Here is a 13,962-nt window from a genome sequence, read left to right on the forward strand (position 1 = left end):
ATGAAATCGTAATTATATGGGAAATTTCGGTTAATTTCGACAAAAAGAGCGGGTTTTCATCTACCTGATGGTTCTGTTTTTCCATATAGTTCTCACTTTTTATCCACTAAGTTATCCACACAGCTGTGGATAACTTCACTCTTCTTCTTCCCTTTTAGGTAAGAACACGCTATAAAAAGGATATATATTCCTTCATCTGTTTACGTCTTTCCTCCAAAAAGTGGACGGTTCTCATGAACAAACTAAGCTTAGCCATCCACTTCATGAACATATAGTCTACTCTTTCGAGCAGTACCTCTTCCTACCCTCTCCAATCATGCTAACAAACATCCATAAGGTTACTCCGCAGCCTCTTCATTGATTAAAGGTAAGTTAGCGTTGGCATTTAGGGTAAAGTCAGCCCGGTGCCCTCCTTGATAAGCAAAGGTACCGGCCGCAGCGATCATAGCAGCATTATCAGTACAAAGAGAGAGTGGAGGAAGACGAAGACAAACATCGGTAGTATTTGTACGAGATGTCAATGCTGAGCGCAAAGCTTTATTCGCCGATACCCCACCTGCTAAGAGTAATTGATTCACTCCCCTTGCCTTCACTGCCGCTAATGATTTTTCTACCAATACCTCTATCACAGCTGCTTGAAAACTTGCTGCTAAATCAGCGGAATAAATCTCTTCCCCCCGTTGAGTAGCATTGTGAATGGTATTCATCACAGCCGATTTCAACCCACTAAAACTAAAATCAAAAGAGCCCTCTTCTAACCATGCACGTGGAAGAGAATAGCTAGGCTTTCCCCTTTGGGCCAACTTTTCTACTTGGGGTCCTCCAGGATAAGGGAGCTGTAACAAACGCGCCACTTTATCATACGCTTCCCCAGCCGCATCATCGCGCGTACGTCCTAAGCGTTCAAATTGCATGTGATCTTTCATATATATTAATTCAGTATGCCCACCTGAGACAACAAGTGCTACTAAAGGAAAAGAAAGCGGCTGAATTAAGTGATTAGCATAAATATGACCCGCAATATGATGAACGGGAATCAGGGGTATCCCTGTAGAAAAGGAGAGCGCTTTTGCCGCCGAAACACCTATAAGAAGAGCCCCGACCAAGCCCGGACCTTGTGTAACAGCAATAGCAGTTATTTCATTCAGCTTTACTTCTGCCTGATCTAACGCCTCTTGGATAACCAATGTAATATTTTCTACATGACGACGTGAAGCTACTTCAGGCACTACGCCACCAAAGCGTTGATGCACTTCCATCTGCGAAGCGACTACGTTCGAAAGAATGTGCTCCCCGTCCGCCACCACCGACACCGCTGTTTCGTCACAGCTCGTCTCCAAACCCAGCACCAATGTCCGTTTGTTCAATGTATTATTTCTCATGTAATGTCACCCACATTATAATTGCGTCTTCGTGATTGTCCGAATAATAGCGTGGACGAATCCCTTTCTGTTCAAATCCTAATTTTTGATAAAGTGCCAATGCTACTTTGTTTGATGGACGCACTTCCAAAGTCATTTTCGTAGCTCCCAACATGAGGGCCAACTGCCGAACATAGTGCATTGTACTCTCACCTAGGGAGTAACCGCGAAATGTCGGCAAAATAGCAAAGTTGGTAATGTGAGCTTCATCCATAATGACCCACATACCACAATAACCAATTACCCGCTCTGCCACTTCCACTACAGTATAGTGGGCCATTCGATTATGCTTTATCTCTTGAATAAATGCTTGTCTCGTCCATGGAGTAGGAAAAGATGCATGTTCTACTTCCAGAACTGCAGGGATATCTTCTATTTTCATCGCACGAAAATGAACATCTGCTTGCATCATGTATGATCCCCTTGCTGTTTTTCCTTCCACTTTGTCTCCGCTTCTGTTAACTGTAAATATTCGGGAACAAAAGAATGAGCATCGACGCTCTCTCCCTTCTTCCACTTCTCCCAAGCGATCTGTGCCAAGCGGCTCGCTCGTGGGATGTTTTCATCTGCATAGCCGAAAAAAGCATCCTCGCCCACCGCCTCTATGATCATAGGGCGAAAAGAGGCGACATCATCCCCAAGAAAGAGAAGGGGCCCTTTATCTTTCAAATATAGCAACCATTCATCTAAAGGTCGCACTCCCTCAGGAGCATCCTTTTTTCCACTTCCATCTGTCCACTGATATAAACCTGTGTAGATTCGGCGACGACGCGCATCAAACATGGGTACAATCTTACCTGTAAATCTGTTGCCATTACTTGCTAATGTCTCTAAACTGGATACACCGATTAAAGGCAGTTTAAGGCTCCATGCCATTGTTTTTGCTGTGGTTACACCAATGCGTACACCTGTATACGATCCTGGCCCCTGTGCAACCGCAATTACGTCAATATCGTTAATACTCAGCCCTAAATCAGTTAGCAGATGGTTTATAGTGGGCATAAGGCGCACTGAGTGATTCTTTTTTAGATTGGTTGTAACTTCTCCTAGCACGTGCCCTTCTTCTACCACAGCCACTCCCAACACGAGCGTGGATGTATCTAGCGCCAACATTTTCACTTCGCTCCCAGCTCCTCACATAATTTCCCCACTCGAGGATGGGTTGAACTCAAACAAATCTGCCGAGTCCCCTCAGCTAGTAACGTAATTGTAACCCACCAACAATCTTCTGGTAGTTGCGGCTCAATATGCTGCGCCCATTCGACCAGAGTAATCCCATCTCCAGCAAAATACTCTTCCAAGCCCAACTCCTCTTCAGGATTTTGAATGCGATATACGTCCATGTGGTAAAGCGGAATCGGGGCTTCATACTCTTTAATCAACGTAAAAGTAGGGCTATCTACAGGATCGCTAATGCCAAGCTCTTCAGCAAAGCCTTGTGTAAAAGTAGTCTTGCCTACCCCAAGATTACCAACGAGAGCTACCACCTCTCCTACTTGCATATGCTGAGCAAGTTTCCTTCCCAACGCTTTCGTCTCCTCTGCACTATGTGTCTCCCACACACAATTAGCGTTCATGTTCTTTCACCTCTTTCGTCCATGGTTATAACCGGCACGTGTCAACTGCTCCCGTTCACCTGATCGTACAATCTCGACCTCACTTCCCCGACCGCTCTCCACATAGCCTATCGGGATCATCGGGGTCGGCGCGCTGGCAGCTTTACGTTGAAACCAAGTTGCTGGTGCAGTGCCCAGCAGCTGAAAGTCTTCCCCACCGTGTAGAGCCCACTCATACGGGTCCATCTGCATTTGGTCAGCATAAGCGATCACTTCCTTACTCAGTGGTAGCTTATCCTGTTCCAATAGAAGATGTACACCACTTGCATCAGCGATCTCCCACGCTTCTTGCGAAATCCCATCACTAATATCATTTAAAGCGATACGCTCGCCGCTAGCAGCTAGCCACTTTCCCAATGTCACACAGGGATGCGGTCGCCGGTGTGCCTGTAGCAGTTTAGGATGTAGCTCACTACGCTCCTCATCATGGTGAAGGAGAATATTTAAACCAGCAGCTGAGTCCCCTAACGTACCTGTAACAAACACAATATCTCCTTTCTCTGCAGTAGAACGACGTAGCGCCCTCCCTGCCCTCACCTCACCCAGTATCGTCAAAGTAAGTACCAATGTATGCGGGGATGAGACCGTATCTCCTCCTACCAGAGTAACCTCATGCTTAGCTGCTAACTGATACAGCCCTTTGTAGATTTCTACAAGTTCTGATTCTGACCAGTTACTCGGAACTGCAAGTGAGAGCAAAGCAAAGGTTGGCGTAGCACCCATCGCCGCCATATCACTCAAGTTAGCGGCCATCAGCTTCCAACCAATATCAGCTGGTCGCATGGTAGCTCGCAAAAAATGAACCGTCTCCACCATCGTATCACTACTGATTACCACCTGATACCCAGGCGCCATACTTACAACGGCTGCGTCATCACCCGCGTCAACAACGACAGGTCTTGTTACTGGTGGACGCTGAGCCAACAGTTGCTGGATCAGTACAAATTCATCACGCATTCCTCATCACCCCGCTATATAAAAAGACCGTAGCAGTAATCGCTACGGTCGCTGTGGAGCGGGTGATGGGAATCGAACCCACGCATTCGGCTTGGAAGGCCGATGTTCTACCATTGAACTACACCCGCATATTAGAAGTATGTTTTTACAAAGTGGTCGGGGTGACAGGATTTGAACCTGCGACCTCCTCGTCCCGAACGAGGCGCTCTACCAAGCTGAGCCACACCCCGAAAGTGCGTCAGCTGCACTTACATCATAGTAGTGATGGTGCGGTCGGCGAGACTCGAACTCGCACAGCCATGAGGCCACTACCCCCTCAAGATAGCGTGTCTGCCAATTCCACCACGACCGCGTAACTTGCTAATAGATATATGTGGTGCGGGTGAAGGGACTCGAACCCCCACGTCATAGACGCTAGATCCTAAATCTAGTGCGTCTGCCAATTCCGCCACACCCGCATGGTTACGCTACAAGTAGCGATTTATTTTTGATCATCCGGTAGATAACATCTCCCGTCGACAAGTACTATCTTACCACGGGGGTAAATGCGAGTCAAGCATTTTTTTATATTTTTTTATCGCAAGTGATCTGACCCACATCTATTCCTCAGCTAAGCGGTAACTTCAGTAGAAATGCTTTGCTTTACATATGTAATCCCAATCGTCCAAGCTTCACAAGAGTGAACCACGGACAGGAGCACAAACATCCCTTATCCCTGGTAGGAAAAAACCTTCCCAATACACATAAAGAGAAGGTTTTTATTTGGTGAGCCATGCAGGATTCGAACCTGCGACACCCTGATTAAAAGTCAGGTGCTCTACCAACTGAGCTAATGGCTCGAGACAAAAAAAATAAACATCATTGGCTGGGGCGGCAGGGATCGAACCTGCGCATGACGGAGTCAAAGTCCGTTGCCTTACCGCTTGGCTACACCCCAACAATATTAATAATGAAGTGGGGCGACTAATGGGAATCGAACCCACGAATGCCGGAGCCACAATCCGGTGCGTTAACCACTTCGCCATAGCCGCCTCAATATAAATGGCGGAGCTGACGGGATTCGAACCCGCGATCTCCTGCGTGACAGGCAGGCATGTTAACCCCTACACCACAGCTCCGCGTTACAATAAGTGTTGCAATGGTGGACGATGACGGGTTCGAACCGCCGACCCCCTGCTTGTAAGGCAGGTGCTCTCCCAGCTGAGCTAATCGTCCATAATAAATTTTTGGTGACCCGTAGGGGATTCGAACCCCTGCATGCCAGCGTGAAAGGCTGGTGTGTTCACCGCTTCACCAACGGGCCAAATAAAATATTGTCACTTCGTTATGGCGGAGAGAGCGGGATTCGAACCCGCGCGGGATCTTACGACCCCCTAACGGTTTAGCAAACCGTCCTCTTCGGCCTCTTGAGTATCTCCCCATGCATTTGGCAAATATAACTAACGAACTGTTGCTTGTCCGCGTAAATGTGTTGCGCCTTTGCTAGGAGGAAGAGATTTCTCTTCCGAGCGACATTTTTTATTATACGCTACTTTACAGTTAAATGCAAGCACTTCTTTTAAAAAATATTTTAATCCTTCTTATCTGCTAATTGCTTAATGCTGGTAAATCCCTGGTCTCAAGCGACTTTTATAATTTAACATATAACATGAAAAGATGTCAACACCCTGCTTAATATTTTTTTTACACACTCCCAAAAACAAGATATTTACACCCTCAAGGTAGGAAGCCCAGCACATAGGAGCGTTCTCCTATGGAAAGTTCGACCGTATTCTGGTATCTTATTCATATGAGCGAAAACTCATTAAACTAATGGATGCAATTTTATCGTATCAAATTTTAACGTATCCTATATAAAATAACCCTATTTACGCACTCAATAACCATATTCCTGTCCTTACTATTGACCTGGTACTAAAAAACAATTAATCTATTGAACGTAATCACTTGTAAATGATCAGGAGGATGATTGGCATCCATGACTGTACAAACCGTGTCTAGTCTCCAACTAGACGGGACCATTGTGGATACGAAGTTAGACAAAACACATTATCGCCAAGGTGAATGGGTACTCGGAGAGGTAATCATCTCTTCAGATATCGCCACTTCGTTGGAAAATATCACTCTATCCTTAGTCATTCCTATGGGAACCCAAGCAGAAGAAGAGTACTTGATGGCAGATTATCTTCTAACTGAGTCGGTTCAGGTAGAAGCAAATAAAACGGTACATATTCCCTTCCGCTTTGAACTCCCTTGGGATACACCGGTAACGCTCGATCAGTACCCCATCTTCATAAGAACGGATATTCAATCCGGCGAGGAGTACTATCTGTCGGAGATGGGTGAGATTGAAATCTTTCCACATCCTTTGGTAGAAAATGTGCTGGGTGTAATGGAACAACAAGCATTTCAACTTTTTAATGTAGAGTACAACTTTAATAAAGAGACGGAAATGCATCCCTTCGCTCAAGAGTTTACTTTCCAACCTCCGGAGTCCATCACACAGGATCTGGCCGAAACCAAGGTGATTTTTGATCCTATTGATGAAGAGGAGAAGGTAGACATTCGTATCGAACTACTTAGTCCGCAACAGGAGTCGACCCAATTCCAACTATTAGTAAACAAAACAAACCATGATGCGAGTCAGTTTGAAGATCAACTCATTCATATTCTTAACGAGTATCTACAAATTAGCTGACAAAACGTGGGTTCACACCACCATACTATGAACTCTTTCTTATTTCTTCTCACAGAAATCGCTCTGCTAAAGTAAATGCTTTAGCAGAGCGATTTCTTATTATCCTTCAATATTCTTCTCTTCCCCCACTTTTTTCTCCATCACCTTTAATATCCGTTGAAGCTCTACCTTCATTTTTTGTACCCGTTTTGCTCGGCTTTCCCACGGAAATTCCATCGTCTGCACCATCACTTCACCCATGCGGCGCTCATCGTAATGAAGGAACTTGGTCACTTGTTCCAACACACCAACTAAATCATGCAACTCTTCATAAGTTAGACGGACTACATCCTCTTCATCGGTATACTCCTGCACCGCTTCTTCCTCCTCTGTTTCTGTACTTGTCAGTTTCGATGATACCTGTACCACGTATACCTCCGTGTCTTTCATCACTAATTGAAAGCCTTGATCCTCCGCTTCGATTCGCTGAATCGGTCGTTCGCTCTCTTCCATTCCTTCCAAATCAGCTACGATCAATTGGAGCATCCATTGGATCACTCCTTGCTCCCCCATCATCATCACCCTCTCCCCGCTCAATCACAGCTATTGCTCATTCAGTTATAATAGATTAAGAGAGCGAATGCTCTATTATTTCTTGATTATAGGTAGGTGAAACCATGTCTTTACAAGATCGTTATTCTCGCCAAACACTTTTCCCATCCATTGGATTTGACGGTCAAGCTAAATTACAAGCAGCACGCGTCACCATCGTTGGCCTCGGAGCTCTAGGAAGTGCTAGTGCCAATCATCTAGTACGAGCAGGCGTGGGACATGTTCATCTCATTGATCGCGATTTTGTCGAGCACAGCAATTTACAGCGACAAATGCTCTACGACGAACAAGATGCTCATCAACGACTTCCCAAAGCGATAGCGGCTAGAAATAAATTGTCCGCCATCAATAGCGATGTCCGTCTCACTGCAGATGTTATAGATCTTACCTGGCAAAATAGTGAACAACTCTTACAAAATGCTGACCTTATCATTGATGGATCGGATAATTTTACGGTACGCTACCTACTCAATGATATCAGTGTGAAACACAAGATTCCTTGGATATATGGTGGAGCGGTAAGTGCTCATGGATCATACTTCTTCATCCGACCTGGAATAACCCCCTGCCTCACCTGTCTTTTCCCCCAACCGCCGGAAGCAGGGGCCGGAGAGACTTGCGATACTGCAGGTGTGATCGGACCGATCATCCATGTAATTGCCTCTTATCAAGTGACAGAAGCTCTGAAATGGCTTGTTGGCGATATCAACTCTCTAGATAATCGCTACCATCATTTTGATCTGTGGAGTAATCACCATTCTTCCTTTTCAGTGCAAGCAAAACGTAATCCCATTTGCCCAACTTGCGTTAAGCACCAATATCATCACCTACAACCCAACGATACATCTGCCGATTTCGTTTCTCTGTGCGGACGAAACAGCATTCAATTCACCCCTGCCAAGCGCCCTTCGCTCTCACTAACTGAGATAGCCACAAAACTTGCACCCGTAGCCCGCTTGGAACAAAACGCATTCCTGCTTAGAGCCGACTTCGGTGAGCATCAGTTAGTTATTTTTCCAGATGGTCGCATCCTCATTCAAGGAACAGATGACCCTGCGCTTGCCCGATCGTTTATCTCCAAGTATATCGGATACTAGTACGTGAACATAACCGACCTATACAGGTCGGTTATTGTTTGATCTCTCTTACGCTTGCAGGCGATCTTTCATACTGTTATACACAACATCCCAAAGCTTTTCATCCTGCACCAATCTCTCTTTAAATCCGCGATACATCTTCTTCTGTTCTTCTTGGAAGCTAGGATCTTCCGCAGGAGGAAGAGCATTGCGCATCTCAGTAACCAACTCTTGTACCTGTGGAGCCCGCGGACCCCAGACAGCAATCTCCTCCCCCGCTTCATTGAGGAGAATAAAGATGGGAATGGAGCGAGAGGTTCCATTCGTAAGGTACTGATCCATCAAATCCAAATGGTCATCACGGTTGAGACAACGAAGTGATATACCTGCCTCTTCCGCAATGCGAATCATCACTGGCATACATAACATTGCATCTCCGCACCAATCCGCGGTTAAGACCACCATCTTCAACTGCTGATCACGCAATGACTGCCACGCTGTACGATCAGCCTGCGGTACCTGAAATCCTTGGTAGACGGTGAGTAAACCTTCACGATTCACCTTCATTTCATCGATATATTGCTTTACCGTCATGCCTTTATCATGCCATATATTTAAATTCATTCTTCATCAACCTCTCATCTATGGAATAACACACCTACACACAGCCCCTCATATACTAGGAGCAAAAATAAGTATTTCGATTCGTGTGATACAAGGAGAGAGCATAATGCCCAAATGGTTAAAAAAACAACTCATGCAAGCCTATTATGGAAAAGACCGTCACCAAATACGTTTTCTCAACGATTGTTGGTTTATGTTTAATGAACAAAATAAACAACCGCTGCGACAAGAAATCAAATCATAGTGACAGTACTTAGCCCTTCCGTTATTCATTCTTCCATACCTGTAAAAATGGATACGGATTGACAGCCTCCCGGTTCCACGGAACCTTCCCTTCTTGAACGTAAATACCAAAGTGAAGGTGAGACGGAAACTGACCCGTCGTTCCTTCCGGGCCATAACCTGAATCTCCCACATATCCAATCACATCTTCTTTTTCGATGCGATCCCCTTCCTCGATCCCATCCGCATAGTGATTCATATGAGCATAATAGTAATAAATCTGCGGATGCTTACTATCGCGAAGTGTGAGGCTCCATCCACCTAATTCATTCCATCCCTTCCTCACAATTGTACCTGCCGTCACTGCCACAATCGGGGTTTTGGGTTTGGCAAACATATCTGTTCCTTCATGTTGCCGCTCCCCTCCATATGTGCGAGCTGCTCCCCATGAATCGCTATACTCAACGGCTGATTCATCTTGCTTCATAAATGGAAATGCATTCTCCTCCGCTAATGAAGCCGCTTGCCACTGATAAGACTTAGCAATTACCCTAGCTTTATCTGCCTCAGCTGGTGAAAGCTCCTCTTCCAGCCACATAGCAAACGCCTTTTCATCAGAGCCCAGCACTTTCTCCTTATTCGCCAACAACTGGGCACGTTGTTCAACCTCTTTCCGCTTAACCCCTTCATAAGTAGAAGTTACTTCATCCCAGGCAGCTAAATAAGCCCACGGAACCTTTTTCTCTTTCGCTATTTCCACATATAGAGGGGCTAATTTACCTGGCAATTCCAACTCCCGCACTTCCTGTGCATCTAGGAAGGGGGTGCGGGGGTCTATCCATGCTTTTTCCCACAAAACATACCATATACTTCCCCCTAGTATCAGAAGCAACACCAGTAACCTACTCCAACCCCTCACCTATATCTATCTCCCTTTTTCACGCTCGTTTTCTACTGGAATCATCGCTAACCCAACACGTTGTCGCTCCTCATCTACTTCCAATACCCATACATCGACAATATCACCGACTGCCACTACATCGAGAGGATGACGAACAAAACGGTCACTAAGCTTAGAAATATGGACAAGCCCATCATTTTTTAATCCAATGTCTACAAAAGCACCAAAGTCAACCACGTTACGCACGGTGCCCTTTAACTTTAACCCCTGTGTCAGGTCCTCTAGTTGAAGTACATCGGATCGCAAGATGGGGGCAGGCATCTGATCACGAGGATCTCTACCTGGACGAATTAGCGCTTCTAATATGTCCCTCATCGTTGGTAAACCGCATTCCAACTCTTCTGCCAGGCGATGCGGATCTGCCGCACGCACTTTTTGTTGGAACGCAGGCGTCCCAATATCAGCAATATTCATCCCCCAAATGGTGAGCAATGCTTGCACAATAGTGTATGATTCCGGATGAATCGGTGTTTTATCCCGCGCATCCTCACCATCCATAATTCGCAGAAACCCAATACACTGCTCATATGTCTTCGCCCCTAATCTCGGTACTTTCTTCAGCTCTTTCCGATTTGAAAAGGAGCCTTCCTCCTCACGCATACGCACAATATTGTTAGCGACAGAAGCCGATATCCCTGCTACATATTGCAATAATGCAGACGAAGCCGTGTTGACATCTACACCTACATGATTTACAGCCGATTCCACCACGGTGGTCAAACTTTGTTCTAACTGCTTTTGTGACACATCATGCTGATACTGCCCCACCCCTATTGCTTTAGGGTCAATTTTAACCAATTCAGCCAGAGGATCTTGTAGGCGACGAGCAATAGAGATAGCGCTCCTCTCAGCCACATCCAAATCAGGAAATTCTTCACGAGCACGTTTTGAAGCTGAATATACACTAGCCCCTGCTTCATTCACCATCACATAATGTAATGGACGATCCACCTCCGGAAACAGATCCGCCACAAATTGCTCAGTCTCTCTAGAAGCAGTACCATTGCCGATCGCAAACAAATCTACGTTCCACTTGGCAATACACTCTTTCATTCTTCTTTTTGCCTCATCCACGCGTGCATGTGGTTTAGTCGGATAAATAACACCATACTCCATTACCTTCCCTGTCGGATCAACTACTGCCCATTTACAACCTGTACGGTATGCTGGATCTAAAGCAAGTACCCACTTCCCACGAATAGGGGGTTGCAATAACAATTTGCGTAGATTTTCTGAGAAAATATGTATCGCTTGTGTTTCCGCTTTTTCTGTTAAAGCTGCTCGAATCTCCCGTTCAATCGCAGGAGCGAGCAAACGCTTATAACCATCCTCCAGAGCTTCTTGCAAATAACGATGAGGAAACTGTTGATTAAAGAACAACTTAGCAATATGACGAAAGATCTCCTCTTCTTCCACTACTGCTTTCACCCGCAGAAAATCCTCTCGCTCCCCACGATTGACGGCCAAAATACGATGGGGTGGTGCTTTTTTGATTGGCTCATGCCAATCATAGTACATCTCATACACACTCTCGAGCTCTTTATCTTTTGCTGTAGACGAGAGCACGCCCACGTCCCATGTGTGTGTGCGCAACCATTGTCGGATCTTAGCATCATCTGAGATGCGCTCCGCAATGATATCCATCGCCCCTGCCAAAGCATCCTCCACTGTGGCTACTTCCTGCTCTTCATTCACATATTGCTGTGCCTCTACTTCCCCTGCTTCCGCTTCTGTCGTCTTTAATAAAAATTCTGCCAGTGGTTCTAAACCGCGTTCTTTAGCTTTAGAGGCTCTTGTTTTCCGTTTCTGCTTATACGGACGATATAGATCCTCCACTTCCTGAAGTTTCTGGGCTTGTTCGATATGACGGCGAAGGTCATCACTTAATTTCCCTTGTTCTTCAATTAAGCGTAAAACTTCTTGTTTTCGTTGATGTAACTGAACCATGTACTGATAACGATCATCAATGGCTCGCAATTGCTCCTCGTCCAATTCTCCCGTTCGTTCTTTTCGATAGCGTGCAATAAAAGGGATCGTGTTTCCATCTTCTATCATGGCGATACAGGCAGCCACGTATTTTTCTTCAAATTCCATCTCTGTCGCAATTTGTTGGTAAATCTGTTTCATTTCCACACTCGGTTCACTACTTTCTATCTCTAATTCCACCTCCCTCTCATCATACCGAAAGGAGTACAAACGACGCAAACAAATAAAGCCATCTGCTCAGATGACTTCAGACGGCTCTGAATTGATGGCTTCACGCAATTTGTGCAATGCCTTGCGCTGCAAACGCGAAACATGCATTTGTGAGATCCCTAACGCTTCTCCCGCTTGCTTTTGACTATGGTTTTCAAAAAAGGTAAGCTGTAAAATCTTCTGCTCCCGCTCCGATAAAATCTGAAATGCTTTTTCCAAAATCATACGCTGATCTACTTGCTCAAAAGAGATATCCTGCTCTCCTACAAGATCGAGCAGCGTAATTTGACTTCCATCACTACCTGCTTCAATGGGACTATCCACAGAGACTGCATTGTAGCTGCGTCCCATCTCCATCGCTTCTAATACTTCTTCCTCACGAACCTGGAGATGTTCTGCAATCTCTGCCACCTGTGGAGAGCGTTGATTTAATGTAGTCAACTCCTCCACGGCACGCTTAATACGAGGACCCAGCTCTTTAATACGCCGTGGCACATGAACACTCCACGTTTTATCCCGCATATGACGCTTGATCTCACCTACGATTGTAGGGATCGCGAAGCTTTCAAACGTATGTCCATATGTTGTATCAAAGCGTTTCAGAGCCGCTAATAAGCCGATCATCCCAACTTGATACAGATCCTCATATGGTTCCGCACCACGTGAAAACTTTGCCGCCATATTAGAAACAAGTCCTTGATAGTGCTTAACCAGCTCTTCCTGTAATCCCGGATCCTCTTCTTCCTGATAGCGAACAATCTTTTCTTTAATCGATTCTTTAGTAAGATTTTGTCTCGGAGATTGCGACATGTGGCTCCACCTCATCTCTGCGAAGATACTTCGTCATGACCACCACAACCCCTTCGCCATCGCTGATCTCTACATTATCCATCAATGTTTTCATCAAATAGATACCAAGACCGCGTTCGCGCATCAGCGGCAGAGGTTGATCGTTTTGAATCGGTCCACATGAGGATTGCACACGAGCGGAGTCAAAGCTGCATCCTTTGTCTTCCACCTTTACTTCTAAACGATCCGCAAATAAAGAATACGTCACCGCAACTTCTCCCGTCGCTGTACCTTGGTATGCATGCTCCACTGCATTGGTACAAGCTTCTGCAATTGCCAGCTTCATATCTTCAATATCATCATAAGAAAAGCCCATTCGATTAGCAATCCCAGAGAGTGATAAACGGACAATCCCCACAAAATCAGGCTTTGCCGGAATATTTATTGTGATTTCATCAACAGCTTCTACCTTCATCCTTCTCTTCCCTCCTTTTCTCCTTGATGAATCGTAAAGATCTCACTTAATCCAGTTATTTCCAATAAACGATACAAGCGTGACCCTACACCAACCAACGTTAACTGACCATCCTTGACACGTAAGGCTTTATACGCTCCGATCAACACTCCTAGCCCCGTACTATCTATATAATCAACACCAGATAAATCCAACGTAATATGATCTTCTTTCTTCGTTAATGGCATCACTTTATCCCGTAACGCGGGTGCAGTGTACACATCAATCTCACCGCGAATTACTAATACTGATCCTGTATCTATCCCACTTCTTTCTTCAATTGAAACATTCATGGAT

Annotated in this window: 15 protein-coding genes and 11 tRNA genes; 3 read left to right on the forward strand and 23 right to left on the reverse strand. The window is 45.4% G+C overall.

Features of this window, described 5'->3' with window-relative positions:
- Positions 1-338: 338 nt before the first annotated feature.
- From tsaD to NXZ84_RS11260, 16 genes are all read right to left on the reverse strand, one after another.
- Complete coding sequence (gene tsaD, locus NXZ84_RS11185; RefSeq protein ID WP_258840432.1) at positions 339-1,382, reverse strand: tRNA (adenosine(37)-N6)-threonylcarbamoyltransferase complex transferase subunit TsaD; 1,044 nt, start codon at positions 1,380-1,382, stop codon at positions 339-341.
- Positions 1,372-1,830, reverse strand: a complete 459-nt coding sequence (gene rimI, locus NXZ84_RS11190) for a ribosomal protein S18-alanine N-acetyltransferase (protein WP_258840656.1) — start codon at positions 1,828-1,830, stop codon at positions 1,372-1,374. The genes tsaD and rimI overlap by 11 nt, the downstream gene beginning before the upstream one ends.
- On the reverse strand, positions 1,830-2,540 hold the full coding sequence (tsaB, locus tag NXZ84_RS11195) for a tRNA (adenosine(37)-N6)-threonylcarbamoyltransferase complex dimerization subunit type 1 TsaB (RefSeq protein WP_258840433.1): 711 nt from the start codon (positions 2,538-2,540) through the stop codon (positions 1,830-1,832). Before tsaB ends, rimI begins: the two co-directional genes overlap by 1 nt.
- Positions 2,537-2,998 carry a tRNA (adenosine(37)-N6)-threonylcarbamoyltransferase complex ATPase subunit type 1 TsaE gene (gene tsaE / locus NXZ84_RS11200; protein ID WP_258840434.1) on the reverse strand — a complete coding sequence of 154 codons (462 nt, stop codon included), beginning with the start codon at positions 2,996-2,998 and terminating at the stop codon, positions 2,537-2,539. Before tsaE ends, tsaB begins: the two co-directional genes overlap by 4 nt.
- A gap of 6 nt (positions 2,999-3,004) precedes the next feature.
- Positions 3,005-3,994 carry a thiamine-phosphate kinase gene (gene thiL, locus NXZ84_RS11205; protein ID WP_258840435.1) on the reverse strand — a complete coding sequence of 330 codons (990 nt, stop codon included), beginning with the start codon at positions 3,992-3,994 and terminating at the stop codon, positions 3,005-3,007.
- A 54-nt stretch (positions 3,995-4,048) separates the two neighbouring features.
- A tRNA-Gly gene (locus tag NXZ84_RS11210) sits at positions 4,049-4,122 on the reverse strand.
- Between the two features lie 25 nt (positions 4,123-4,147).
- Positions 4,148-4,224 (reverse strand) — tRNA-Pro (locus NXZ84_RS11215).
- A gap of 35 nt (positions 4,225-4,259) precedes the next feature.
- Positions 4,260-4,346: transfer RNA gene (locus NXZ84_RS11220), tRNA-Leu, on the reverse strand.
- Between the two features lie 22 nt (positions 4,347-4,368).
- Positions 4,369-4,452 (reverse strand) — tRNA-Leu (locus NXZ84_RS11225).
- Between the two features lie 305 nt (positions 4,453-4,757).
- Positions 4,758-4,833, reverse strand: a tRNA-Lys gene (locus NXZ84_RS11230).
- A 23-nt stretch (positions 4,834-4,856) separates the two neighbouring features.
- Positions 4,857-4,931, reverse strand: a tRNA-Gln gene (locus tag NXZ84_RS11235).
- A gap of 18 nt (positions 4,932-4,949) precedes the next feature.
- Positions 4,950-5,025, reverse strand: a tRNA-His gene (locus tag NXZ84_RS11240).
- An 11-nt stretch (positions 5,026-5,036) separates the two neighbouring features.
- Positions 5,037-5,112: transfer RNA gene (locus NXZ84_RS11245), tRNA-Asp, on the reverse strand.
- A gap of 21 nt (positions 5,113-5,133) precedes the next feature.
- Positions 5,134-5,209: transfer RNA gene (locus NXZ84_RS11250), tRNA-Val, on the reverse strand.
- A gap of 12 nt (positions 5,210-5,221) precedes the next feature.
- A tRNA-Glu gene (locus NXZ84_RS11255) sits at positions 5,222-5,297 on the reverse strand.
- 24 nt (positions 5,298-5,321) lie between these two features.
- Positions 5,322-5,414, reverse strand: a tRNA-Ser gene (locus tag NXZ84_RS11260).
- A 558-nt stretch (positions 5,415-5,972) separates the two neighbouring features.
- On the opposite strand from NXZ84_RS11260, the gene NXZ84_RS11265 reads away from it, so the two are divergent.
- Positions 5,973-6,692, forward strand: a complete 720-nt coding sequence (locus NXZ84_RS11265; RefSeq protein ID WP_258840436.1) for a sporulation protein — start codon at positions 5,973-5,975, stop codon at positions 6,690-6,692.
- A 99-nt stretch (positions 6,693-6,791) separates the two neighbouring features.
- Here the strand turns inward: NXZ84_RS11265 and NXZ84_RS11270 are convergent, their stop codons facing one another.
- A complete protein-coding gene (locus tag NXZ84_RS11270; protein WP_258840437.1) occupies positions 6,792-7,247 on the reverse strand; it encodes a hypothetical protein in 456 nt (151 codons plus the stop codon).
- A 101-nt stretch (positions 7,248-7,348) separates the two neighbouring features.
- Between NXZ84_RS11270 and NXZ84_RS11275 the strand changes: the two genes are divergently transcribed.
- Positions 7,349-8,380, forward strand: coding sequence for a ThiF family adenylyltransferase (locus NXZ84_RS11275; protein ID WP_258840438.1), 1,032 nt, complete (start codon positions 7,349-7,351; stop codon positions 8,378-8,380).
- A gap of 48 nt (positions 8,381-8,428) precedes the next feature.
- On the opposite strand, the gene NXZ84_RS11280 is transcribed toward NXZ84_RS11275, so the two are convergent.
- Positions 8,429-8,983, reverse strand: a complete 555-nt coding sequence (locus tag NXZ84_RS11280; RefSeq protein ID WP_258840439.1) for a thioredoxin family protein — start codon at positions 8,981-8,983, stop codon at positions 8,429-8,431.
- Between the two features lie 106 nt (positions 8,984-9,089).
- On the opposite strand from NXZ84_RS11280, the gene cmpA reads away from it, so the two are divergent.
- Positions 9,090-9,227, forward strand: coding sequence for a cortex morphogenetic protein CmpA (gene cmpA, locus NXZ84_RS11285; RefSeq protein ID WP_258840440.1), 138 nt, complete (start codon positions 9,090-9,092; stop codon positions 9,225-9,227).
- A gap of 21 nt (positions 9,228-9,248) precedes the next feature.
- On the opposite strand, the gene NXZ84_RS11290 is transcribed toward cmpA, so the two are convergent.
- From NXZ84_RS11290 to NXZ84_RS11310, 5 genes are all read right to left on the reverse strand, one after another.
- Positions 9,249-10,124 carry a M23 family metallopeptidase gene (locus NXZ84_RS11290; protein WP_258840441.1) on the reverse strand — a complete coding sequence of 292 codons (876 nt, stop codon included), beginning with the start codon at positions 10,122-10,124 and terminating at the stop codon, positions 9,249-9,251.
- Between the two features lie 6 nt (positions 10,125-10,130).
- On the reverse strand, positions 10,131-12,293 hold the full coding sequence (locus NXZ84_RS11295; RefSeq protein WP_258840657.1) for a Tex family protein: 2,163 nt from the start codon (positions 12,291-12,293) through the stop codon (positions 10,131-10,133).
- 96 nt (positions 12,294-12,389) lie between these two features.
- Entirely contained in the window at positions 12,390-13,172 is a 783-nt protein-coding gene (sigB, locus tag NXZ84_RS11300; protein ID WP_258840442.1) for an RNA polymerase sigma factor SigB, read from the reverse strand.
- Complete coding sequence (gene rsbW, locus NXZ84_RS11305) at positions 13,141-13,626, reverse strand: anti-sigma B factor RsbW (RefSeq protein WP_258840443.1); 486 nt, start codon at positions 13,624-13,626, stop codon at positions 13,141-13,143. The genes sigB and rsbW overlap by 32 nt, the downstream gene beginning before the upstream one ends.
- On the reverse strand, positions 13,623-13,958 hold the full coding sequence (locus NXZ84_RS11310; RefSeq protein WP_258840444.1) for an STAS domain-containing protein: 336 nt from the start codon (positions 13,956-13,958) through the stop codon (positions 13,623-13,625). Before NXZ84_RS11310 ends, rsbW begins: the two co-directional genes overlap by 4 nt.
- Between the last annotated feature and the right edge of the window lie 4 nt (positions 13,959-13,962).

Origin of the sequence: Mechercharimyces sp. CAU 1602, from assembly GCF_024753565.1 — a bacterium.
In the GTDB taxonomy this organism is placed as follows: Bacteria; Bacillota; Bacilli; order Thermoactinomycetales; family JANTPT01; genus Mechercharimyces.

Coding starts and splice junctions, on each gene's coding strand:
- tsaD (WP_258840432.1), bottom strand. CDS start 1,382: ATGAGAAATAATACATTGAACAAACGGACATTGGTGCTGGGTTTGGAG.
- rimI (WP_258840656.1), bottom strand. CDS start 1,830: ATGCAAGCAGATGTTCATTTTCGTGCGATGAAAATAGAAGATATCCCT.
- tsaE (WP_258840434.1), bottom strand. CDS start 2,998: ATGAACGCTAATTGTGTGTGGGAGACACATAGTGCAGAGGAGACGAAA.
- thiL (WP_258840435.1), bottom strand. CDS start 3,994: ATGCGTGATGAATTTGTACTGATCCAGCAACTGTTGGCTCAGCGTCCA.
- NXZ84_RS11265 (WP_258840436.1), top strand. CDS start 5,973: ATGACTGTACAAACCGTGTCTAGTCTCCAACTAGACGGGACCATTGTG.
- NXZ84_RS11270 (WP_258840437.1), bottom strand. CDS start 7,247: ATGATGGGGGAGCAAGGAGTGATCCAATGGATGCTCCAATTGATCGTA.
- NXZ84_RS11275 (WP_258840438.1), top strand. CDS start 7,349: ATGTCTTTACAAGATCGTTATTCTCGCCAAACACTTTTCCCATCCATT.
- NXZ84_RS11280 (WP_258840439.1), bottom strand. CDS start 8,983: ATGAATTTAAATATATGGCATGATAAAGGCATGACGGTAAAGCAATAT.
- cmpA (WP_258840440.1), top strand. CDS start 9,090: ATGCCCAAATGGTTAAAAAAACAACTCATGCAAGCCTATTATGGAAAA.
- NXZ84_RS11295 (WP_258840657.1), bottom strand. CDS start 12,293: ATGAAACAGATTTACCAACAAATTGCGACAGAGATGGAATTTGAAGAA.
- sigB (WP_258840442.1), bottom strand. CDS start 13,172: ATGTCGCAATCTCCGAGACAAAATCTTACTAAAGAATCGATTAAAGAA.
- rsbW (WP_258840443.1), bottom strand. CDS start 13,626: ATGAAGGTAGAAGCTGTTGATGAAATCACAATAAATATTCCGGCAAAG.
- NXZ84_RS11310 (WP_258840444.1), bottom strand. CDS start 13,958: ATGAATGTTTCAATTGAAGAAAGAAGTGGGATAGATACAGGATCAGTA.